The sequence below is a fragment of the Lachnoclostridium phytofermentans genome, from assembly GCF_000733755.1.
Taxonomy (GTDB): domain Bacteria; phylum Bacillota; class Clostridia; order Lachnospirales; family Lachnospiraceae; genus Lachnoclostridium; species Lachnoclostridium phytofermentans_A.
In genome coordinates, this window is sequence record NZ_JPOF01000002.1 from 346,786 (window position 1) to 368,477 (window position 21,692).

Consider the following 21,692-nt stretch of genomic DNA (forward strand, 5'->3'; position numbering starts at 1 on the left):
TTTAAAAATCTGCCTGTGTCACTGTCATAATAACGACTTTAAGGTAATAAAAATCGCTTTCCTTGTCATAATAGTAAGAACGGTAACGGAATTTGTTCAAATTTCCAAGCTCTCTATCTCCGTTAATAGTTAACAGATTCCCCCAATCATCATAAGTATAGCGAACAACCTCTTCTCCCTTATCATTCACAATACCGACGATATCCTGTTGTAGATTTTTAATATAATAGTAAACATTAATTGAATTACTGTATTCATCATAAGCATAATTATAATTAACTTGATTCATTACATCTTTTTGTGATACAATTTGCCCATTTTCGTTAAACATATTGTCAAAATATGTAATACCATTAATCTTTATATCTGATATGTTATTATTCTCATCATAAAGATATTCGATTGATTGATTGTTACCAAATATTGTTCCTACAGTTGAACTGTTTTCATCATAGGAATGTTTACTAATGACTTGATTTCCAACACGCGTCTCTGTTAATTCGCCATGCTCGCTATAATCAAAATAGTAACCTACTCCTTTATGTCCAATAAAAGACAGATTATTATCATCATAAGTAAAAGTATCTGCATAGCTCTTACTATAATTACTATTCACTTGTGCAACCAATAGATTATCGGCATTGTAGAATAGTTTTGATTCTACTTTTTTCCAATGTTTATGTACTTCATATTTTTGTTAAGTGTATTAAATATCATAGTACACTTCTCACCATCAGCGTTTTTAAAGTTGTACTTTTTATCATATGTACCTAGCGGAACTTTAACATCATAATCAATCTTCGTATTAGCATCTAAATCTGTTAATAACGGTTTGGTATCATTAATATCAGATATTCCATCAAAATCACTATCATAAAGGTAAGGATGGGAACCTCTTATAAACTCTTCAAGATTTGATACACCATCGTTGTCAAAATCAGAGTCTTTTGTGTATTCCAATGGGTTTGTATTTAGTACATTAACCTCATACCCATCTGGAAATCCATCGTTATCGGTATCATAAACTAAGGGATTTGTTCCTACTGTCCATACCAAAAAAAAATTAGTTTCTTTTAGTTTTTTAGTTTTTTTCTCCTTTCTTATTTCATAATTCTATATTTTTTACATTATATGTAAACAGAACGAATGTACCATATAATATACATTTTACTTTAATCTCTAATATTTGACTAAATATAAAACCTTTTTAAATCTCTTATCAGAATATATAAGATATTTATGTATTTAAATAAAATATTTTAACATGAAATGTTTTCATAAGTTTTAAAGAGCACTTAATGCCTTAAGAACCTGAAACCTGATATCACAGGACTGGGGTGGCATATAGGTATTCCGAAGAAAGCGTGTTAGCTTTCGGAGGATTACCTATATGCCACCCCAGTCCGTCAAAGTTTAGTAACCATAAGCTAGTAAATCACCCTTGGTTCGCCCAATCCGCCGGATACGTCACATAAATAAATCTTGCATAATTCGGTACGGAAAACTTAATGGAAGATCCTTTCGGAATTAAAACCAGCTCTCCTGCATTCGCAGTTGCTGTCTTACCATTCATCACAATATTTAAAGTTCCTTCAATCACATAATCTATTTCATCATAATTCAGTGTCCAATCAAACGTAGTTTCTTTCATCTCCATGATACCGCAACCTAACCTTGGACTCTCTTCTAATGAAAACAAGTCTTTTGTATATACAATGTCTCCTGGTTTTCCAGTATTCATTAAGTCATCTTCGGATACGCGAATGGTTGGGACCTTAACAGAAATAACTCCTTCTTTTAATTTATTTCTACTTAAGTCTGCCGTCCCGCTACCAAGTTTCTCCATTAAGATATCACGTATCATGGTCTCAATTGTTGAACGATTTACTTCCATGTGCCTATTCCTTTCGTTATTCACAATGTTCCTGTCTCTTATCTATAAGTCAAAGCGGATATTCGCAATCCGCTTCGCTACTTGATTCGGTTAAAAAATGCTTTTTTCAATAGGCTACTGTAAGTTCATTTTCACTTAAAGAAATCCTATTTCACATTATCATGTTTTAACGTCTTATTCGCAATAAAGATTGCAACAAATAAAGCAGTAATACCACCAACAATCTTACCAACAATCATTGGTAAAATCATCGTAGAATTAAAACCAGCAGTAAAACCAAGGTGATCACCGAAAACAAAGGCAGCGGACACTGCAAATGCTACGTTAAGGATTTTACCACGGTTATCCATGTCCTTCATCATATCAAACATAGGAATACTGTTTGCTAAGGAAGCTACCAAACCAGCCGCTGCAACATCATTCATACCAAGTAATTTACCAAGTCCCATTAAAGGTTTCTTAAATACTTTTGTAATTACAAATACCAGTGGAAAGGCACCCGCAAGAACGATACAAATATCAGCAACGATTGTAAACCCTTCACTAATCGGAGCCATACCTTTTATGATTGTTATGCCCGTTAATTGCTGCACGATACCAACCGCTAAGCCAAATGTGATTACCGCAACAACCAGCTTTCCAAATATAGTGAAACCTTTGATCATTCCATTTTGAAACTTCCAAAGACCCAGGGCAATTAAGATTGCAATAATAATGATAGGAATTAAGTTTCGAATTACCATCATGATTGGGAAACCAGCAACCAAACCACCAACAAAGGATCCAATAGGAATCGTAATTACACCCGCTAAAACACCAGTTGCTAAAAATCTTCTATCCTCTTCACGAATGATTCCAAGACCAACCGGTATCGTAAACACGATGGTAGGTCCAAGCATCGCACCAACAATTAAACCTCCAAATAATCCTGCTTCTTTAGTTTCTGCCAATGCTTGTGCCAGTGGTGCACCACCCATATCATTTGCTAATATTGTACCTGCAAACATCGCTGGGTCAGCACCCAAAAAGCTAAATACTGGAACAATGACCGGCTTTAAAATATCCGCTAGTACAGGTGCAAGAGCGATAATACCAACCATGGAGATCGCTAAGGATCCAATCGCAAGAATACCTTCTTCGAATTTTTCTCCAAGACCGAATTTATTACCAATAATTCGGTCGATTGCGCCAAGTACCGCAAATACAACCATGATATAAACAATTATCTCATTTACACTCATGAAAACACCTCCTTATCGTTTTAATAAATTCTCAAGGATATCTCGACTTGGAGAAGGAATAATCGCAATATTTTCCCGCTCACCCTCACTTAATAGCTGCTTACATTCTGATATCCCATGTTCGATACTACTTACCGAACCTGTTACTGCAAATACTAGTTTCCCTCCAATAAAAAATGCTAGATAGATTCGTAATATTTTAACATCTGCTGCCTTTAACACGATATCTAAAGCTCTGATACCAGTACATACCTTTCTAGTCTCAACGATACCTACTGCATCCAATTTTTCTACAGGATCATATCTTGATCGTATCCCTTCAATGATTGCCGGGGATACTGCATGAACTTTAAAACTGTCGAATAATGTTTTTCCAGCGATACTAACCCCATAATCAATCGCAGTATCTACTTCTCCTTCATCTCCTGAAACTATGATAAGAAATTTTCCTGGACAAATTGTTTTAAAATATATAATTTCTACCTCTGCCTTCTTTACAATAGCATCAGCTACATACATTCCCCGGCTGATACTGATAAACTCCAGTGCACCGATGCTTTTATTCATACTTATCTACCACCACAGAATCAACAATTCCTACGATCGCTGCATCTACTGGGGAACCTGATGATGATAGTGCATACCGTGCTGAACCTCCTCGTACTATAAGCACCTGATCTCCTGCTCCTGCACCTACCATATCCGCAGCAACTACTAACCTTGTACTTGGCTTCTCGTAAGCATCTGTAAGCTGTACTACCAGTAGCTTATGTCCATTCAATTTTTCATCTTTTTTGGTTGCCCAAACACTCCCGATTACTTTGCCAAGCTCCAACTTTTTTGCGCCTCCATCAGATTTTAATAAACCTCATTCGATGTGCTCTTGCATAATCTAGAGCACTAGGTGTTACAATACTGCCTTTTTCAATGCATATCACTACTTGCGATTTCACATTTAAATCCATTAAATCTTTTTCTAAAATCAGTTTTTTCTTTAGCTCTATCCGCACTTCCGTTGCTTCGTTAGTTCCCTTCGGAAAATAGGAAATACTTTTATTATCTATTGATTGATTGTGTATTACTGTTTGTTTGATTACTCTTTCACTAGATTGTTTTCGTAGAACTGTTTGATTTATCTGTTTTTCAATCGATGGAAATTCACTTTCTGTCGTAAAGAAAATACCATATTGTTTTAAGCACTCCTCATACTCTAACAACCTACGATAGAATGTTTTATGTGCAGTTGCCTTGTAGGAGCGGTATTCTAGTCCTTCTTCAAGCACGAAGATTGTTTTTCCAAGCAAAAGTGCGTATCGTATCGCTTCTTCCAAATACCCATCTCCACATAATAGAGTAAGATTAGCTAATTGTTTTGCTGTAACAGATGTAATTAAAATTACCTCTGCACAGGAAACCATTGTATGAAGTTCGACTACCTTTTGGTTACCCCCGATATCTGGAGTCAGCAAATTAAATTCTTTTGTGATCGACTCCGAAAGTGGATAAGGCTCGTCTGATAGTACTAACAATGTTTTTTTGTGTGTGCAAGTATTTTCATACTCCGACAGAAGGCGAAGAACTTCAGTTATAACTTCTTCAATAAAATCTTCGTACATAAACTCAACTCTTTTCTTATTTCAAGATATACCTTCGATTTTTATTATCTTAGGAATAATTCATAGGTAACAATACTATTTCTAGTGATATACGAATCGTTCATTCCAACTTAAATAATCAAGATATATTCGAAAGAACTTAGCGAACAACCTACTCTTCCACAATAATCATTCCTTTCGTTTCTTTCGTGTAACCACAAGCATTCGCTTCGTCATAGTCAATATGCATTGCGGTACTGAAATTTTTATCAACTCTTATATCAACGTCCTCAAGAATCACTGGACGTTCACCAAAAACCTTAACTTTCACGGAATCACCGTTCGATACATGAAAACGATTTGCATCCTCTGGTGTCATATGAATATGACGTTTTGCAACGATAAGTCCTTCTTTTAACTCTATCGATGCACCATTTTTAGGATTGGTTATTTTTATTCCAGGTGTACCCTTAATATCACCACTAAGTCTTACCGGAGCCTTAGTCCCAAGGGTTAGTGCATCTGTTAACGATATTTCAACCTGAGATTTGCTTCTCTCTGGCCCTAACACCACAACATTTTGAATTGAGTTTTTCGGACCTGTAATCGTTACCCTTTCTTCACAGGCGAATTGTCCTGGCTGTGATAATTTTTTAATAGGAGTAAGCTGATAACCAGATCCAAATAATGTGTTAACATCTTCTCTGCTTAAATGAACATGTCTGCCGGATGCTTCAACTAGAATAAATAACTGCTCTTTTAGTTCCTTTATCACTGTATCAATAATTGCTTCTATATTAATGTTTGTTTGTGCTAACATACTAGCCTCCATGCTACGACTGTTTTTTAGGAGTTACTAAAGGTTCAAGTTTGGTGTTGTCAAATTTTCTGAGTAAAAGATCTATCATTCACTCTTGAAAACTTGCCTCTTAGTAGGCAGGAAGTTTGTGCCGAGGACGACGCAGGCACAAACTTCTGTGTGAAAGAAATCGAAGATTTCTTTCACACTTACTCGTCATATTTTCCAGTTAAATATTTAAACATCATAATCCAAAAGAAGGAAGATAATCGATTAAAAGCTCTGATAATATCTTCTCTAGTTACCGTTCCATCTTCCGCTTTAAATGCTTTAAATGCTACAATTTCTGTCTTTCTTGCAAGTGTTCTTAATTTATTTAAATATGCGGTCATCTCACCATGCTGATAGGTAGGAAGAAAATGTTTCATTCCAAAATACTGACTTGGATGATACGATTGTTCTCGCAGATCTTTTTCATTTAAGCCAGCCAACATAAAATCACCAACCGCTTCTCCTGTAATTTCATATTGCAGTAGCTTTCGGATGAAGCGTATTACTTCCTCTAACTCTTTTGTTAGTTTTGGCTTTTTTATACGTTCAGAAACTATTTGTGCAAGGATAATCTCTGATTCAAGATAATCAATTGCACCTCGAAGAATAATTCGCTTATGATCTTTAAACACCAATAGATTTCCACGAAGATGTGTCATATGCTCCGGTTTTTCTTCTAGATGAACACCAAATACTGTATCAAAGCCTACAGATACTTCTAAGGGATCCCTCTTATTATTCTCCGTTTTATCTTCCGAATCAGTTAATTTTCCTTGATTTGAGTGATTAAAACCATGAGAATCCCGACCTGTTAATGTGATGTTCTTTTCTAAAAGATAGGCCCTGGCAGAAGGAGTTAATATCGTGTCCTTTCCCATATGAAATTCACCTTTTTCCTTTAGAAGACCATCACTTATCAATTTTCGAATATCTTGTTCCGTAATTAACGCCATTCTAAAACCTCGCCATTATCTTACATTCTTGATATATCACATTTTCTTTTTGATGTGATACTGAAGAGATATGCCTTTTTTATTGTGCCGGGTGCATCCCGGCACTAGTAAGACACATCACTAAAGAAGTTACTTTTGCTTCTATTTCTAAGATAATAGTTATGCCTGTGTATGCGAATGAGGAAGAATCACATCTACCTCTGAATGAGGTCTAGGGATTACATGTACGGAAATTAATTCACCGACACGTTCTGCTGCCGCTGCACCTGCATCAGTTGCTGCCTTCACCGCACCAACATCACCACGTACCATAACAGTTACCAAGCCTCCACCTACCTGTTCCTTGCCGATTAAAGCTACATTGGCTGCTTTTACCATAGCATCTGCTGCTTCGATAGCACCAACTAAACCTTTCGTTTCAATCATTCCAAGTGCATTTGTATTAGACATATTCATTTCCTCCTATTATTCAGAGAACAGTTACGTGCTCATATACTATTATTCTTCATTTTGTTGTTTATATTAGTTGTTTCATAATTCTTTTTACAATATCCTCTACCAGCTCTGAATTCACATTACCGCATGCACTGTAACAAGAGGAATTGTTATTACCGAGGCTATTAGTTGCATCTTTTTTAATTTCTTCTAATTCTTTTATTCCTGTCGCTACTCGCTTTATATTAATTAAATCCATTGGACCAATATTATTAGAAGATGAACTTCCACCAACCGCACCACAACCAAGTGTTAAGGCAGGGAATAGATTCGTAGATGCTCCAACACCACCTAGTGAACCCATTGTATTTACTAAGATTCTGGAAGCAGGTACACGTAAAGCAAAACGTTTTATTAATTCATCGTTAGTACTATGAAGGGTAAAGGTATGTCCCATTCCCTCAAAGTTTAATATCTCCACCACTTTATTAATGACATCATCTATCGTATTTTCTACGAAGAATGCTAAAATTGGAGCTAATTTTTCTCTTGAATATGGAGCTTCATCACCAACTCTTGTTTCCTTTGCGATTAACACTCTTGCACTAGGTGGTACGTTTGTTAAACCAGCAAGTTTGCTAATATGAGCTACCGATTTACCAACGATTTGTGGATTCATCGTACCATTGGCGCGTAGGATAAAACGTGCTAATTTTTCTGAATCCGCTTCATTTAAGAAGTAACCACCCTGAGCCGTAAGTTCTTCTCTAACAGTCTGTTCCATGCAGCGTTCCACAATAACGGATTGTTCAGAAGCACATATTGTACCGTTGTCAAAAGTTTTAGAATCCATAATACGTTTTACCGCTAGTTTCACATTTGCTGTTTTATCAATAAACGAAGGCCCGTTGCCTGCTCCAACACCAATCGCTGGTGTTCCGGAAGAGTAAGCAGACTTCACCATTGCATAGCCACCGGTTGCTAAGATAAGATTCGTATTTGGATGCTTCATCAGCTCATTCGTTGCTTGAAGGGTAGGAATGGAGATACAGGATATCGCACCTTTTGGACATCCTGCTGCTTCTGCTGCCTCACTAACAACCTTAACCGTTTCCAAGATACAATTCTTCGCACCAGGATGTGGTGAAAATACAATACAGTTACCCGCCTTAATTGAGATTAGTGTTTTATACATAACGGTAGACGTCGGATTTGTTGATGGTATAATTCCTGCAACAATGCCTACCGGTACACCAATTTCCATGGTTCCGTTCTTCTTATCCTCCTTAAGGATACCAATTGTTTTTTGATCCTTGATTGCTTCGTAGATTCCCATGGATCCAAACACATTTTTTATTACTTTATCCTGCCAGATACCAAATCCGGTTTCTTCATTTGCCATCTTTGCAAGACGTTCTGCATGCTTTAAAGAGGCTTCTGTAATTGCCTTAACAATACGATCGATTTGTTCCTGATTGAAGGTTACTAATATCTTGTGGGCTTCCTTTGCTGTTTTTAAAAGCAAACGGACTTCTTGTATTGACATTAAATCTTTCTCTTGTAACTCCATCCGCCGTCTCCTTCTTATCTACGATTTTGCTGCGCTATAATAAGTTGAATTAATTCCTGTTTCTTTGCACTCTTATGAATTTCTGTTAATTCCACACCTTGACTTTGTAAGATTGCACGAAGCGTATCATTGCTCTTTTTCTTTAAATCAGTAACGGTATAAATCTGATTTTCATCTTTTATACTGTCGATTGTACTTTCTCCAAAGATATCATCTCTTCCGATGTTAATATCATTCGGAGAAACTATATTGGCTGTATCATTACGTAAGATGTTAGAATCCTTAGTAGATGTAGTAACTTCATCAGAAGCATCAATTTCCTTTGATGCATCAACTTCCTTTGAAGAGCTCTCTATTTTCAATGTGTTTTCTTCTCTATTATTAGTTTCTTCCGTTTGAACACGATCAACATTCTTACTAGAATCTATTGAAAAAATGCTAGTATCGGAGATCTCTTTCACTTTCATGGCCCCATCTGCCTGCGAATTAGTAAAACTAGCATCCATGCTGTTATCGACAGATTTTATAGGCTTGGTTTTGGGCTGAAAAAGCGTAGTTCCCTTCATTAACATCTTACCAGCAAGACTCTCATCCACATGTGGTATGACATGTTTTGCCCTTAGTGTACCAACACGCCCTGCTGCTGCGGCGCCTGCATCTACAGCAGCGGTAACTGCTCCTACATCTCCGGTGATTTCGACTGTTAGAATACCAGCATCCGCTTTTGCTATTGCTAGTAACGTAACGTTTGCCGCTTTAAGGGCAGAATCCGCCGCTTCAATTGCGGGTGGTAAACCAATCACCTCAATCATTCCTAATGCTTGCATCTTATTGATATTCCTTTGGCCGTTCCGCTACACTTCTTACTGCTTCTGCAAATGCATTGCAGGCCGCATAGCAAGCAGATTGAGAACCTGTTAATAATCCACCACCGAAGTTTGTCTCACTTGGAGGTCCGTAAAACTCGCATAATCTTACATCCGCTGCCTTCATGGCTGCATCAAGAGCGTAAATTGCTTCTAGAGGAGGGGCAATGACATAAGCAAGCGCTTCTCCTTCCGTTATCCCAGCAACCTTCGAGAGATAAGATCCTGTTCTTGAAACAGTATGAGCATAATATACGATAGAATCATCCTCATTCGCACTAATGAAGTAAGCATCATTTTCCATAAATGTAATGCAGGCATTGAGACCACTACGAACCTCAGCAGGACTTGGACCTGCAAGGATACCAATTACTTCACCTGCAAGTTTTGTATTTGCATTCGCAGCACCGCCATAGAAGGATCTAGCATAAACCACTTCAACATCAGCAGCTTTTGTTGCTTCATCCAAACCGGTATAAGTCACATCATCACTATCTGCTGTAATTATTCCAAGACTCTTATGCCGCTCACCAAGTGAAAGTTTTTCAGCTAAATCCGGACTTACATTAGAGATAATCCGCACCGCTAAAATATTTGGGTGTAATTTATCATTCTTCATAATAACCTCCATTCTTCGCAATAGTGTAAAAAGTCTTAATTTTTCACACTAACTTCATATCCATTAACCCTTTAATTCAATACCGGATACTTTTTTATCTAACATCTTTTTAATTAATTCTGCGGCATGAGCACCTGCCTCAACTGGCGTTGTACCACCTCGATGAATATTCGATATTACGGTTCTTTTTGATTCTGGAACTCCATGTTTTGGTTTGTAACAAATATAAGCAGACATAGATTCTGCGGTAACTAAACCAGGACGCTCTCCAACCAACATACAAATAACATCTGCATCTGTTGCTTGACCGATATCGTCCATCGCACCTACTCTCGCGTATTTGATAAAAAGGATTGGTGGCACATTAATCTGATACATGCTAAGACCTTGTTTTAATGCTGGAATCATATCCTCTACGTTTGCTTCAATCGCAGAGGAGGATAGGCCATCGCCAACAATGATAAGAACCTTTGGACTTTGCCCACATGTTTTTTTGATTAGCTCCAGTTCTTCTTTACCAAATCTACGTCCAAGATCAGGTCTTGTTAAATACTCGTCTTTATCTTTACAAAGCGTTTTTACAAATACAAAATTGTTTTTCTTTACAAACTCCTCTGAGACATCAGAGAATACCGCATCTTGAGCAGCTGCATGGTCCGCTCTCACACGAAGCATTGACATGGTTTTATAACGTGCTCCTGCTCTGCCAACACCAAGTCTTGCCGGTGTCTTACTCTTCATATGAAGATATTCTTCTTTATTCTTAGCATGATCTAATAAAAACCAGGACTTTAAATCTATTTTAGTTATATCAGGTAAGCATTCCGATGATACAGCAGTAGCTGTTCCTTGGCTAACTGAGCTTTTGGATGGTTTGTTATTGATAACAGCACCACCTCCACTAATCATCTGCTCCACCATCTGCTCCACCATTTTTCTTAAATTTTGTTCATCCATACATGAAATCTCCTTTCATAATCTGAAGACTTGTGCGTATCGCTATACTTCACACTTCCCATTACTAGAATAAGACGGAAGCATCACCGGCTAATTTTGTCAGCTTGCCTTTTTCGTCAATAAAGCCCATACGAATCATCCATTCATGGAATGGTTTGATGGCTGTTAAACCAAACATTTCACGAAGCGCAGCAGTTTCATGATAACCAGTGGTCTGATAGTTGAGCATGACATCATCACCATGAGGTATTCCCATAAAGTAATTGCAGCCTGCGGTGGTTAACAGTACCGATAGGTCTTCAATCGTGTTCTGATCTGCTTTCATATGGTTCGTATAGCAAGCATCACACCCCATCGAGATACCAGTTAGCTTACCCATAAAGTGATCTTCAAGTCCTGCACGGTTTACTTGGCGCCCATCATAGAGGTATTCCGGACCGATGAAACCAACCACAGTATTTACAACAAATGGATTAAAGTGTTTTGCAAAACCATAGCAGCGTGCTTCCATAGTCACTTGATCAACACCATGGTGTGCTTCTGAGGATAATTCAGAACCTTGTCCAGTTTCAAAATACATGACGTTTGGACCTTCTGCAGTTCCTTCTGATAAAGCTAACTGCCTTGCTTCTTCGATAATCGCAGCAGTGAATCCGAAGGCTTCATTTCCTTTTTCAGATCCTGCGATGGATTGGAAGATTAAATCCGATGGTGCACCTTTTCTGATAGCATCCATCTGTGTAGTAACATGGGCAAGTACACAGGTCTGAGTTGGAATCTTATATTTTTGTTTGATGTCTTCAAATCTCTTTAAGACACGAACTACGCTTTCTGTTGAGTCATCTACTGGGTTTAATCCAAGAAGTGCATCTCCTGCTCCAAAGGTTAGTCCTTCTAATAATGAAGCCATGATACCGTCAGGATCATCCGTTGGGTGGTTTGGTTGAAGACGACAGCTTAATGTCCCTGGTTCTCCAATCGTTGTATTACAATGAGCTGTAACACGTATTTTTCTAGCACCATATACTAAGTCCATATTTGACATTAACTTTGCAACCGCAGCCACCATTTCAGAAGTAATACCGCGACTAATTCTTCTGATATCAGCACCAGTTGTATTCTCATCTAAAATCCATTCCCGGAACTCAGCAACGGTCCAATGTTTGATTTCATTGTAGATTTTTTCATTCACATCATCCTGAATGATTCTGGTTACCTCATCGATTTCATAAGGAACCGCAGGATTATTGCGAAGCTGCTCTAAGGTTATGTTCGCAAGTACAATCTTCGCTGCCACACGTTCTTCTGCAGACTCTGCAGCAACTCCAGCAAGGGTATCACCCGATTTTTCCTCATTTGCCTTTGCCATGACATCCATAAGTGATTTAAACTCATAGGTATGTCCGAACAATTGTGCTTTTAAAATCATAGTCCACTCCTATCTGCGTGCTAATAGTTTAAAAATAACGAAACTATTCCGAGACACGCGTATCATTTCGTAATTTAAATAAATGAATCTTAACACTTTCGCGCTAATGAAGTTTATGCCAAGGACAAAGGCATTTCATCTCCCATTAGAATTCTTTCTTCAACTTACCTGCATTTAGGATTACCAAAATGCAACTTTCTATTTATTAAATACCAAAGTTTTTACAACTACAGGTAACACGGTACCTTCTGCTACCGGTTTCCCAATATCAACATAGTCCCCATTCTCCACATGGATGCTATCCAGACATATAATATCTTTTTTATATTCAAGCATTCGATACATTGACTGCCCCAAAACTTTTGCCATATCACTTTCAACTAAGATAATATAGGGAAGATCATTCTCCATTAATTCTTTCATTCCTCCTATAAGACCTTTTGCATAGTCAGTCACCTGCAAAAAGGAGGGGGTTTTACTTCCCTCAAAAGCAATCGCAACTTTTTGGAGATTACCTTCTAACTTAAACCAATTTAGTTTCGTTGAAATTGCCTGTTCCATACTAATTGCGGACTCTTCTTCATCTTTTGATAACTTAAGAATTGGTAGATTTTTAATTGGAAAGGCGTTTGTAGTATATGTTATTGTACTACCACTGATTTCCATTGTATGAGTGCCAGCTCCGACTACGGTTGCCCGTATTGTCTCAACACTTTTAAGCACCGTGAGTTCTTTGCATAATGGGGATTCTTTAATGGCTTGTCCTAATAAAATTCCGATATCGCCATAAGCAAAATCATCTGTTACTTCTTCTTTTCGATAAATATAATCTGCTACACCACCAGAAAAAGTAATACTAGTGATTGGGCATCCTCTCTCTATTGTTTCATGGCAAGTAAACTTCGTAACCTCCTCTCCCTCTTTGTGTGTAATAAATAATGAAAAATCATCGTTCATTGGCCTAATCCCAACACTCTGCATTAAGGCGTAAACCATGGCTTCTAGGATTGGTTGTAAATTCTCTTTTGTTGCTTTTATCCCAATGGATAAAGATAGATTTTTTCTCTTAATTAACTCTTTCACCTTCTCAGATAAATAGGTAATTTCTCTCGTGTTCTTATCTATCTTAATCAGACGTCCACCCACATCAAGGCACCCTGTATCTTTGACATCCCCATGTAAAAACAAAGCAAGATTGCTTGTTCCTCCACCAATATCAATATTTACAACACCAGTATGATGTTCTTTGGAAAATACATGTGCACCTGCACCTTTTCCAGAAATAATACTCTCTAAATCCGGTCCAGCGGTTGCCACAACAAAATCCCCTGCAAATCCGCTTAAAGTTGCTAGTACTTCCTTCGCATTTTCCTTTCTGGCTGTCTCACCGGTAATAATTACTGCTCCCGTATTAATACTCGCTTTTTCGATGCCTGCTTTGTTATATTCACCTTCTATAATTTCCTTAACCTTCGTTCCATCGATTTCAGTCGGAGAACGTAGTGGCGTAAAATAAATTTCACTACGATAAATAATTTCCTTGTCTACTATTACCACTTTGGGAACAGAGAAGTTGGAGGCTATATTTTCAATCATTAATTTTGAAAAAACCAGTTGCGTTGTACTGGTTCCGATATCGATACCCACACTTAATAGTTCTTCTCTCATGCTTTCTCCCATCTGCTTGCATTAACTTTAATTTTTCTAACTATCAATACGCTCATGAATATAATGAAACAATTCTTCAATACCAATCTCTTCTACAGTATCTACACGAAAGATGTTTCGCGCACCAGCTTGCCTTAGCTCCATTTCCACTCGCTTAATATCCTCTTCGGAATCTGCTATAGCAACCTTCGTTACAATTCCAATGATTTCTTTTGCAAAAGTACCCGCGAATGCGGGAGGTATATAGTTATCCCTTACCGTAGGGTCACCTAAAATTGCGATTAGTTTTGCGTCCACTGCAGTCATAATAAGAGCTCGATAGAAATTTCGATTCTCCATATATTCCCCTGGGGTATCAATCGCATTGTCATAGAGCTCCACTGATTGTGTCTTTTTATACTTTAATTCCAGCGCATCTAGCTTCTGACACAGTGTTGTTTTCCCACTTCCGGTCCTACCCATAAAAATTATTTTTCCACTACCCATCTATACTCCTATCTGCGTGCTTAAGCACATATACAAATCAAGAAGTTGAACTGTTAGATCGATTTTCAACTTAACCCAAAATCGATTAAAATCCATATTCATAAGTTGAAAAAATCTGTTATCCTTACTTCTCTTGTTTGGACATTACGTCCTTGTAATTGCAGCTGGAGTAAAATAAAGATTATTAGATAGTACCGACACTACATCTCGAATTGCTGATTCGACAGAACTGACATCTCCTGTAATTACTAGTGCTCCACTAAAGCGGTCAATAAACCCAAGCCTAACATCCGAAGCTTTGTTAGCAACATCTGCAGCAATGATAGCCCCTTCACTAGGCGTTATTGTCATAATCCCAATTGCATTAATTTCCTCTGAGATCAGTCCGAGTTTTTGATAAATCTCCTCTGTAGGGTTCGCAATAATATGGGCGAGTGTAATCTGTTTACCAGGTACGAATTCCTGAATAATTCTTTGCTTTTCATCGATTTGTATCACAAGTCCTCACCACCGTTTCCTGCTTTATGAAATCTTATGAATGATTTCAGTAATATCTGAAATGCTAGCTACGCGCGGATTAGTTATAATACAAGCGTCATTTAACGCACCTTCTGCAATTGCCTTCTTTTCTTTTAGAATATCTTCCTTATTAATCTGACATTCCGTTAGTTTTGTTGGCATTTTCATTCGAAGCATCAATTTAGAAATCTCGCTAATTAAGTTTTTCACACTTAATCTAACTGTGCTACCTGAGATACCGATGAGTTTTGCTATTTTTGCATATTTCATCGCCGCTTCTGAATAATCCTTTGGTGTGAATCCTGTAATATTACTGTTAAATTCAATGACATGCGCAAGTAAAATAGCATTCGTTCTTCCATGAGGTACATGTAGCTTACCACCTATGTTGTGTGCAATCGCATGATTTAAACCAAGAGATGCCAGATTAAAAGAGATACCAGCAAGACACGATGCATTATGCATTCTTTCCTTTGCTTCCATATCTTCTGAACTTTCATAAGACCGTAAAAGATATTGAAATACTAAAGAGATAGCTTTTTCAGCGAATGCATCTGAAAAATCAGTTGCCTTTGTAGAAACATAAGCTTCTATCGCATGTGTTAAAACATCCATCCCCGTATCTGCAACAATTGCAGGTGGAACAGATTTCACAAGATTCGGCTCCAATATCGCGATATCTGGTATCAAAGCCTCCGATACCAAAGGATACTTGATTCCTTTCTCTGTATCTGTAATTACAGCAAAGGAGGTTACTTCAGACCCCGTCCCACTTGTCGTTGGAATCGCAATAAATTGCATGTCCTCTAGTTTTCCAATCTCCTTTGAAAAATGCATAATTGCCTTCGCTGCATCAATTGCAGAACCTCCACCAACCGCAACTACGGCGTCAGGTTTAAAAGCTGTGACTTCTCCTACACCTTTCACCACTAATTCCATCGGTGGATCTGGTACAATGTCACTAAAAACTTTATAAGACCCTTCAGCCAAATACTTGGTGATGGAGTCAATCATTCCGGACTTCACCATAAATGGGTCGGTTACGATAAATATTTTCTTTTGTCTCAGGGATTGCAAATATTGCAAAGCTTCCTGTCCAAATACGACTTTCGTCTTCAATTCGAATGTGTTCATTTGTCATCACCTTTTTTAAGTTCCACAGTTACCCAAATATAGTATGTATTTTTAACATTACTATACTTCATATATAAAAGTCTTTGATAAAAGAGACTTTAAGGCAGGAATAAACTACAAGAAAAACAAAAAAGATACAAAATTCCAATCAGAATTTTGTATCTTTTTGTTTTACAATCTACTATTCAATTGTAGCTTTTCCCTGAGCAGACACCTTTTCAATCTTAGCCTTTACCCTCTCCGGATCACCAAGATATGCTTTATAAAGGAATTTTCCCTTCTCATCCAATTCATAGACCAAAGGTATTCCAGTGGGAATGTTAACATTTAATATCTCTTCTGGTGACATATCTTCAATATATTTTACCAGTGCACGTAAGGAATTACCATGTGCTGCTATTAAGACTCTTTTACCTGCCATCATATCTTTTAATATGACCTCATTATAATAAGGTACTACTCTCGCGATAGTATCTTTTAAGCTCTCTCCGAAAGGAAGTACCTCACTACTTTCGTTTCTATACTGCTCTTGATATTTTGGATTACGCTCATCATCCTCCTTAAGTAAAGGTGGAGCTATATCATAACTGCGTCTCCATATCTTTACTTGTTCTTCTCCATATTTTTCAGCTGTTTCCGATTTATTTAATCCCTGTAACGTTCCATAGTGCCTCTCATTGAGTTTCCAGCTTTTCACCACAGGTAACCAGGCTCTATCCATTTCATCCAGTGCTAGATTCAAGGTATGTATTGCGCGCTTTAAGTAAGACGTATAGCAAACATCGAAATCATATCCATTTTCCTTTAGGGTAATGCCCGCCATTGCTGCTTCCTTTTTCCCCGTATCAGACAAATCAACATCTGTCCAACCAGTAAATAAATTTTCTTTATTCCATTCACTTTCTCCATGTCTTAACAATACTAATTTCATATTTATCATCCTCCTTAAAAGATAAAAATTAAATATCCAATTTGATTTACTCTGTATCTTTACCTCAAATACTACAATACTCTATTTTATTATACTGCTAATCTATTATCTTTAATATCTGATTTTTTTAAGGTATTTTATTATACCTTATAGTTTCCTACTCTTTGATAGACCATTCTTATCGCAATGTTGCTATTGGAGTATTTTAATTTTTATGTACTTTCAATCGTACTTTTATTCGTTAAAAACTGTTCTCAATCTACACCTCGTGATTTTTGTAGTGATGGAATGCATCCATCAAACAAAATAGAAAGACCCTGTAATTAAGATAAGTTAAAGAGCAATTTCTCTTTGAACTTATTTAGTTACAAGGTCTATCTTTTAGATGTTTATGATGATTTACTTATTTTTTACAAAAATATAAAAGTAACTGATTTAATAATATTCATTTATTTCCTACTAACCATTTAGTTTCTGATTAACTAGTTATTCTTATGAACTTATTTAGAACGATTATACATCTCATTATATAAGTCTACTAAATTCTGGCTGTTCAAATTCTGACAACTTGCTACATAAGCATCCCAATCATTCGTGATACTCATCTGACCAGTTACAAACTTAAGAGTCCAAGCATTAACATTGTCAATCAAAGGAGTCTTCCAAAGATTAATCTGTTCATTTTCATCTTCTGTCGATGAGAAGGAAGGATTTAAAGGTCTAATTGCTCTGTATTCTGCAACTCTTGCATAGTAATCCTGCATAACAGGTGTAAAGTTATCTGTTAATTGCTCATTGTTACCACCATACCAGAAGTTACCACCTGCATATCCAAGTTCAAGTCGTAAATCTTTTTGCTTTGTTTCATCGGTTGCAGCGATACCAAGACCACCACAGAACCAGTTTTCTGTTAATGCTTTTACTTTGAGTCCAGTTGCTTCATCGGTTACATAATTCCAATGTTCTCCCTCAACCCCCCATTTAGCAAGTGTCTTACCAGCATCGGAGTACCATAACCAGTCAACAAAACGAAGCATCTTAATAAAATCATCTTCTCCAAGTTCCTTCAAAGCCTTACTAGCAATCATGACACCATTCTCAAGACGAGAGTTCTCAGATGTGTACTCATTTTTTCCTCTTGGATATACCGTTAAATAGGTAGCGTAGTTTCCTGCTCCTAAACCTTCATCCAATCCCTGTAACCATGCTGTGTACTGAGAACGATTAACACTGATAATTACTGTCTCACCACGATAGAATTTATTGTTTGCTGTTACATCATCTTGGGTAAATGTTTCAGGATCTAAGATACCTCCAGCGATATATTTATTTGCAACCGTTACAAACTCTTTGTAATCATCTGATGTTGATGCAAAATACCACTGATCAGTTTCAGCATCATATTGCATACCATTACCAATTGCCCATCCAGAAGGTACATCATAGGATGCAGCTATTAACTTAAGAAGGTTACCGCCATTCCCTTGACCGGATTCCGTACCACACCATAAATCAGACCAGATGTAGTCACTTTCCTTACACATACCTTTACTTACCATATATGCCTTAACACCAACTAAGACATCGTACAATTCATCCCAAGTCCAATCATTTTCTAATGTTGAAACATCATATCCAGCTGCCTTAAAGATATCATCGCGAATTAAAAAGGTATAATCTTGTAATGCACTTTCCTTCATACCTGGAAGACGATAGTACTTGCCATCTGCACGAACAATTGTCTTAACATCAGCTTCCATGTTGTATTTTGTGTAGAAATCTTGATAGTTTGGCATATATTGTACCCAATCAGATACTGCCACTACCGCACCACCATCCACAAATGCTGATTCATCGTAAGTTTTTGGAATGATATAAGCCGATTCTCCACCATTAATCATAAGAGCTTTTTTGTTATCATAGTCACCACTATCAATTTTTGTTACTTCCAATGTAACATTCGTTAATTCTTTAATCTTAGCAAATAAACCTTCTGTTTCCCATCTCTCTACCATTGGATACCAGCTGGCATCACTAAAGAACATGGAATATGTAACTGGCTCATCCGAATGAAATGTATTTAAGCCAAACTCATAACCTAATTTTTCTTCTACCGGTGCTTGTGTTGCCTCTGGTACTTTTGTAGCAGTCGGTTCATTTGTAATATTGTTATTGTTATTAGACTCTTTACCCTTGTTACCACACGCAGCTAATGATACTACCATGGCTACACATAAAACTAAACTTAGAACCTTTTTCTTCATATTTTCCCTCCCATAAAAGATTTGTTGATTTCTATACTAACTTTCCATCGAAAGAAAGTATCTCGTGAAAGGCCTCGATTTTATTGTCTATTCCTTAACGCCACCGAGCATCATTCCTTGTACAAAGTACTTCTGTATAAACGGATATACACAAATGATAGGTACTGCCATCAATACCATACAGCAAGATTTAATATTGGCTGCAATTTGCATGGTCTCTGCATTTGCTGCACCAGGATTCGCTGAAGTTGAAGTACCAATAATAATTTGTCTTAAATAATATGCAACTGGCCATTTCTCTCTATCATCTAAATATAAAAATGCAGTAAACCAATTACTCCAATAGCCAGACATATAGAACAATGTCATGGTAGCCATTATTGGCTTTGAAAGTGGTAGAACAATTTTAAAGAACACACCAAATTTAGATAATCCATCGATTTCACCAGCTTCTTCTAGTTCTGTTGGTACATTAGCAAAAAAAGATCGCATAAGTAGAACATAATAAGTACCAATTAATCCAGGTAAGATAAATGCAGCCATCGTATTTCGTATCCCAAGCTTATTAATCAACACGTAGTTCGGGATCATACCTCCACCAAAATACATGGTAAAGATAATAAATGGACCAAAAAACTTGTTTAATCTAAGATGAGGTTTCGATAAAGGATATGCTAGTATAGAGGAAGTAAAGAGTGATCCTATTGTTCCTATCACTGCATAGATTACTGTATTTAAGTAGTATCGCTGAAAATCTCCTTTCGCAAATACTGACTTATATGTAACAATATTAAAATCCACTGGAAATATGCTAACTTGCCCTTTTATAATCGCTGATTCTGACGAAAACGATTGCGCAACCAAATATAGAAAAGGATATAAGGTTGCTATACATATGATAGTTAAAAGGATAGCGTTAAAAACTTTAAATACCTTATAGCTTGTGGATTCTTTTATTTTAGAAGGAACGTAATTCCCTTTATTTTTTGAACTAACTGCTACTGACATCTCGCTACCTCCTATTACCACAGTCCGCTTTCAGTGGTTTTCCTTGAAATGATATTTGCTGTCATAAGAAGTGCCAAATTAATGATACCCTCAAACAAACCAACTGCTGTAGCATAACTATAGTTACCAGAACCAACACCCATTCGATAAACATAGGTAGAGACAATATCAGAAGTTTCATATGTCATTGGGTTATATAGCAAAAATACTTTTTCAAAAGCACCACCTGAACCAACTAATCCACCGATATCTAATATCAACAAGGTTGTTATTGTTGGAAGGATACAAGGTAATGTGATATGCCACACACGTTTAAATCGATTCGCCCCATCCACCGTAGCCGCTTCATAAAGACTCGGGCTAATTCCTGCGATTGCAGCTAAGTACAATATGGTTCCCCATCCCAGTCCTTGCCAAATTCCTGATCCAACAAAGATGGTTGGAAACCATTCTGGTATGGAAATGAACGGAATTGTATCTTTCCCCATGGCCGCCAAGAGAGAATTGATTGGTCCATTCGTAGAAAGTAATTCTTTTACCATTCCAGCTACGATTACCATGGAGATAAAGTGCGGTAGGTAAGAAACTGTCTGAACAAATTTTTTCCATGGCAGGCACCGTATCTCATTAAGGAGTAACGCAAAGATTAAGGTTGCAGGAAAACGTATTAGTAAATAAGAAACATTTAAGAATAAAGTATTTTTAAATGCACGCCAGAAGCTTTGGTCCGCCATAAACTGTTTAAAATACTTTAATCCACTCCACTCATCTCCGAAAATACTACTTCCTGCTCGGTACTTACGAAACGCTATGATGTTACCAAACATTGGAATATAGCGAAAAATCACATAGTACACAATCGGTATCACTAGAAATGCATATAGATGCCAATTTCGCTTTATATGCCTTAAGAGCGGTTCTTGTTTTGCCTTTTTGGACTTTAATGTTTGCTCTTTTTTCATAAAACATTTCTCCTCCCAATTGTTAATTCAATATCCTTTGTATATGATTCCATTATATGTATTTTTTTTAAAACATGCTTACCATATTTTGCTTTTCAATATTCATATATTGCTATTTTTTAAAATAAACTTCTTTATTTTTGGTTATTATGTTAAATTAATTTAGAAATATTTGTTTATTATCTATCCATATTTCTATATTTCTAGATGTTTTATTATTATTTTTGTGCATTTTATATAATGGTTTCTTTATGGCGGAAAAGGTAAGAGACGTCTTATAACCTCAAATAAGTGTGATTTAATGATGCACT

23 protein-coding genes are annotated in these 21,692 nt (G+C 36.9%); all 23 read right to left on the reverse strand.

Features of this window, described 5'->3' with window-relative positions; translation table 11 throughout:
• Position 1 precedes the first annotated feature (1 nt).
• Complete coding sequence (locus CC92_RS0104130) at positions 2–616, reverse strand: hypothetical protein (protein ID WP_029504304.1); 615 nt, start codon at positions 614–616, stop codon at positions 2–4.
• A 44-nt stretch (positions 617–660) separates the two neighbouring features.
• The gene (locus CC92_RS0104135; protein ID WP_029504302.1) at positions 661–1,056 is read right to left on the reverse strand and encodes a hypothetical protein; all 396 of its coding nucleotides are present in this window, start codon (positions 1,054–1,056) and stop codon (positions 661–663) included.
• A gap of 379 nt (positions 1,057–1,435) precedes the next feature.
• A complete protein-coding gene (locus CC92_RS0104140; protein WP_029504301.1) occupies positions 1,436–1,894 on the reverse strand; it encodes a cupin domain-containing protein in 459 nt (152 codons plus the stop codon).
• 146 nt (positions 1,895–2,040) lie between these two features.
• Positions 2,041–3,135: an ethanolamine utilization protein EutH gene (gene eutH / locus CC92_RS0104145; protein WP_029504300.1), complete on the reverse strand. Its 1,095-nt coding sequence runs from the start codon at positions 3,133–3,135 to the stop codon at positions 2,041–2,043.
• Between the two features lie 12 nt (positions 3,136–3,147).
• Positions 3,148–3,702, reverse strand: a complete 555-nt coding sequence (locus CC92_RS0104150) for a BMC domain-containing protein (RefSeq protein ID WP_029504298.1) — start codon at positions 3,700–3,702, stop codon at positions 3,148–3,150.
• Positions 3,695–3,970: a EutN/CcmL family microcompartment protein gene (locus CC92_RS0104155; protein WP_029504297.1), complete on the reverse strand. Its 276-nt coding sequence runs from the start codon at positions 3,968–3,970 to the stop codon at positions 3,695–3,697. The genes CC92_RS0104150 and CC92_RS0104155 overlap by 8 nt, the downstream gene beginning before the upstream one ends.
• Before the next feature lie 16 nt (positions 3,971–3,986).
• Positions 3,987–4,751 carry a hypothetical protein gene (locus tag CC92_RS0104160; RefSeq protein ID WP_029504294.1) on the reverse strand — a complete coding sequence of 255 codons (765 nt, stop codon included), beginning with the start codon at positions 4,749–4,751 and terminating at the stop codon, positions 3,987–3,989.
• Between the two features lie 151 nt (positions 4,752–4,902).
• Entirely contained in the window at positions 4,903–5,550 is a 648-nt protein-coding gene (eutD, locus tag CC92_RS0104165; RefSeq protein ID WP_029504292.1) for an ethanolamine utilization phosphate acetyltransferase EutD, read from the reverse strand.
• A gap of 188 nt (positions 5,551–5,738) precedes the next feature.
• Positions 5,739–6,533, reverse strand: a complete 795-nt coding sequence (locus tag CC92_RS0104170; RefSeq protein ID WP_029504290.1) for an ethanolamine utilization cobalamin adenosyltransferase — start codon at positions 6,531–6,533, stop codon at positions 5,739–5,741.
• A gap of 159 nt (positions 6,534–6,692) precedes the next feature.
• Entirely contained in the window at positions 6,693–6,983 is a 291-nt protein-coding gene (gene eutM, locus CC92_RS0104175) for an ethanolamine utilization microcompartment protein EutM (protein WP_029504289.1), read from the reverse strand.
• A gap of 67 nt (positions 6,984–7,050) precedes the next feature.
• Complete coding sequence (locus CC92_RS0104180; protein WP_034218479.1) at positions 7,051–8,538, reverse strand: acetaldehyde dehydrogenase (acetylating); 1,488 nt, start codon at positions 8,536–8,538, stop codon at positions 7,051–7,053.
• A gap of 14 nt (positions 8,539–8,552) precedes the next feature.
• Positions 8,553–9,365, reverse strand: coding sequence for a BMC domain-containing protein (locus tag CC92_RS23195; protein ID WP_051650845.1), 813 nt, complete (start codon positions 9,363–9,365; stop codon positions 8,553–8,555).
• A gap of 1 nt (position 9,366) precedes the next feature.
• The gene (gene eutL, locus CC92_RS0104190; protein ID WP_029504286.1) at positions 9,367–10,023 is read right to left on the reverse strand and encodes an ethanolamine utilization microcompartment protein EutL; all 657 of its coding nucleotides are present in this window, start codon (positions 10,021–10,023) and stop codon (positions 9,367–9,369) included.
• A gap of 63 nt (positions 10,024–10,086) precedes the next feature.
• Positions 10,087–10,980 (reverse strand): ethanolamine ammonia-lyase subunit EutC, encoded by an 894-nt coding sequence (eutC, locus tag CC92_RS0104195; RefSeq protein ID WP_029504285.1) that lies wholly within the window; start codon positions 10,978–10,980, stop codon positions 10,087–10,089.
• A 64-nt stretch (positions 10,981–11,044) separates the two neighbouring features.
• Positions 11,045–12,409, reverse strand: coding sequence for an ethanolamine ammonia-lyase subunit EutB (locus tag CC92_RS0104200; RefSeq protein WP_029504284.1), 1,365 nt, complete (start codon positions 12,407–12,409; stop codon positions 11,045–11,047).
• Positions 12,410–12,607: 198 nt separating this feature from the next.
• Complete coding sequence (eutA, locus tag CC92_RS0104205) at positions 12,608–14,077, reverse strand: ethanolamine ammonia-lyase reactivating factor EutA (RefSeq protein WP_029504283.1); 1,470 nt, start codon at positions 14,075–14,077, stop codon at positions 12,608–12,610.
• A 36-nt stretch (positions 14,078–14,113) separates the two neighbouring features.
• Complete coding sequence (locus tag CC92_RS0104210; RefSeq protein WP_029504282.1) at positions 14,114–14,563, reverse strand: EutP/PduV family microcompartment system protein; 450 nt, start codon at positions 14,561–14,563, stop codon at positions 14,114–14,116.
• A gap of 144 nt (positions 14,564–14,707) precedes the next feature.
• Positions 14,708–15,061: a BMC domain-containing protein gene (locus CC92_RS0104215; protein WP_330372751.1), complete on the reverse strand. Its 354-nt coding sequence runs from the start codon at positions 15,059–15,061 to the stop codon at positions 14,708–14,710.
• A 24-nt stretch (positions 15,062–15,085) separates the two neighbouring features.
• Entirely contained in the window at positions 15,086–16,216 is a 1,131-nt protein-coding gene (locus CC92_RS0104220; RefSeq protein ID WP_029504280.1) for a 1-propanol dehydrogenase PduQ, read from the reverse strand.
• A gap of 181 nt (positions 16,217–16,397) precedes the next feature.
• Positions 16,398–17,153 (reverse strand): 2,3-diphosphoglycerate-dependent phosphoglycerate mutase, encoded by a 756-nt coding sequence (gene gpmA, locus CC92_RS0104225; protein WP_420323182.1) that lies wholly within the window; start codon positions 17,151–17,153, stop codon positions 16,398–16,400.
• A gap of 494 nt (positions 17,154–17,647) precedes the next feature.
• A complete protein-coding gene (locus CC92_RS0104230) occupies positions 17,648–19,411 on the reverse strand; it encodes a hypothetical protein (RefSeq protein ID WP_029504278.1) in 1,764 nt (587 codons plus the stop codon).
• A gap of 87 nt (positions 19,412–19,498) precedes the next feature.
• On the reverse strand, positions 19,499–20,419 hold the full coding sequence (locus tag CC92_RS0104235) for a carbohydrate ABC transporter permease (RefSeq protein ID WP_081841928.1): 921 nt from the start codon (positions 20,417–20,419) through the stop codon (positions 19,499–19,501).
• Between the two features lie 14 nt (positions 20,420–20,433).
• Positions 20,434–21,381: an ABC transporter permease gene (locus CC92_RS0104240; RefSeq protein ID WP_029504276.1), complete on the reverse strand. Its 948-nt coding sequence runs from the start codon at positions 21,379–21,381 to the stop codon at positions 20,434–20,436.
• Positions 21,382–21,692 lie beyond the last annotated feature (311 nt).

What these genes read in the sequence shown, in the direction of transcription:
- CC92_RS0104230 (WP_029504278.1), bottom strand. Translation starts at nt 19,411, where the DNA reads ATGAAGAAAAAGGTTCTAAGTTTAGTTTTATGTGTAGCCATGGTAGTA.
- CC92_RS0104140 (WP_029504301.1), bottom strand. Translation starts at nt 1,894, where the DNA reads ATGGAAGTAAATCGTTCAACAATTGAGACCATGATACGTGATATCTTA.
- CC92_RS0104150 (WP_029504298.1), bottom strand. Translation starts at nt 3,702, where the DNA reads ATGAATAAAAGCATCGGTGCACTGGAGTTTATCAGTATCAGCCGGGGA.
- eutA (WP_029504283.1), bottom strand. Translation starts at nt 14,077, where the DNA reads ATGAGAGAAGAACTATTAAGTGTGGGTATCGATATCGGAACCAGTACA.
- CC92_RS0104210 (WP_029504282.1), bottom strand. Translation starts at nt 14,563, where the DNA reads ATGGGTAGTGGAAAAATAATTTTTATGGGTAGGACCGGAAGTGGGAAA.
- CC92_RS0104160 (WP_029504294.1), bottom strand. Translation starts at nt 4,751, where the DNA reads ATGTACGAAGATTTTATTGAAGAAGTTATAACTGAAGTTCTTCGCCTT.
- CC92_RS0104220 (WP_029504280.1), bottom strand. Translation starts at nt 16,216, where the DNA reads ATGAACACATTCGAATTGAAGACGAAAGTCGTATTTGGACAGGAAGCT.
- eutL (WP_029504286.1), bottom strand. Translation starts at nt 10,023, where the DNA reads ATGAAGAATGATAAATTACACCCAAATATTTTAGCGGTGCGGATTATC.
- eutH (WP_029504300.1), bottom strand. Translation starts at nt 3,135, where the DNA reads ATGAGTGTAAATGAGATAATTGTTTATATCATGGTTGTATTTGCGGTA.
- CC92_RS0104240 (WP_029504276.1), bottom strand. Translation starts at nt 21,381, where the DNA reads ATGAAAAAAGAGCAAACATTAAAGTCCAAAAAGGCAAAACAAGAACCG.
- CC92_RS0104170 (WP_029504290.1), bottom strand. Translation starts at nt 6,533, where the DNA reads ATGGCGTTAATTACGGAACAAGATATTCGAAAATTGATAAGTGATGGT.
- CC92_RS23195 (WP_051650845.1), bottom strand. Translation starts at nt 9,365, where the DNA reads ATGCAAGCATTAGGAATGATTGAGGTGATTGGTTTACCACCCGCAATT.
- CC92_RS0104235 (WP_081841928.1), bottom strand. Translation starts at nt 20,419, where the DNA reads ATGTCAGTAGCAGTTAGTTCAAAAAATAAAGGGAATTACGTTCCTTCT.
- eutC (WP_029504285.1), bottom strand. Translation starts at nt 10,980, where the DNA reads ATGGATGAACAAAATTTAAGAAAAATGGTGGAGCAGATGGTGGAGCAG.
- CC92_RS0104180 (WP_034218479.1), bottom strand. Translation starts at nt 8,538, where the DNA reads ATGGAGTTACAAGAGAAAGATTTAATGTCAATACAAGAAGTCCGTTTG.
- CC92_RS0104200 (WP_029504284.1), bottom strand. Translation starts at nt 12,409, where the DNA reads ATGATTTTAAAAGCACAATTGTTCGGACATACCTATGAGTTTAAATCA.
- eutD (WP_029504292.1), bottom strand. Translation starts at nt 5,550, where the DNA reads ATGTTAGCACAAACAAACATTAATATAGAAGCAATTATTGATACAGTG.
- eutM (WP_029504289.1), bottom strand. Translation starts at nt 6,983, where the DNA reads ATGTCTAATACAAATGCACTTGGAATGATTGAAACGAAAGGTTTAGTT.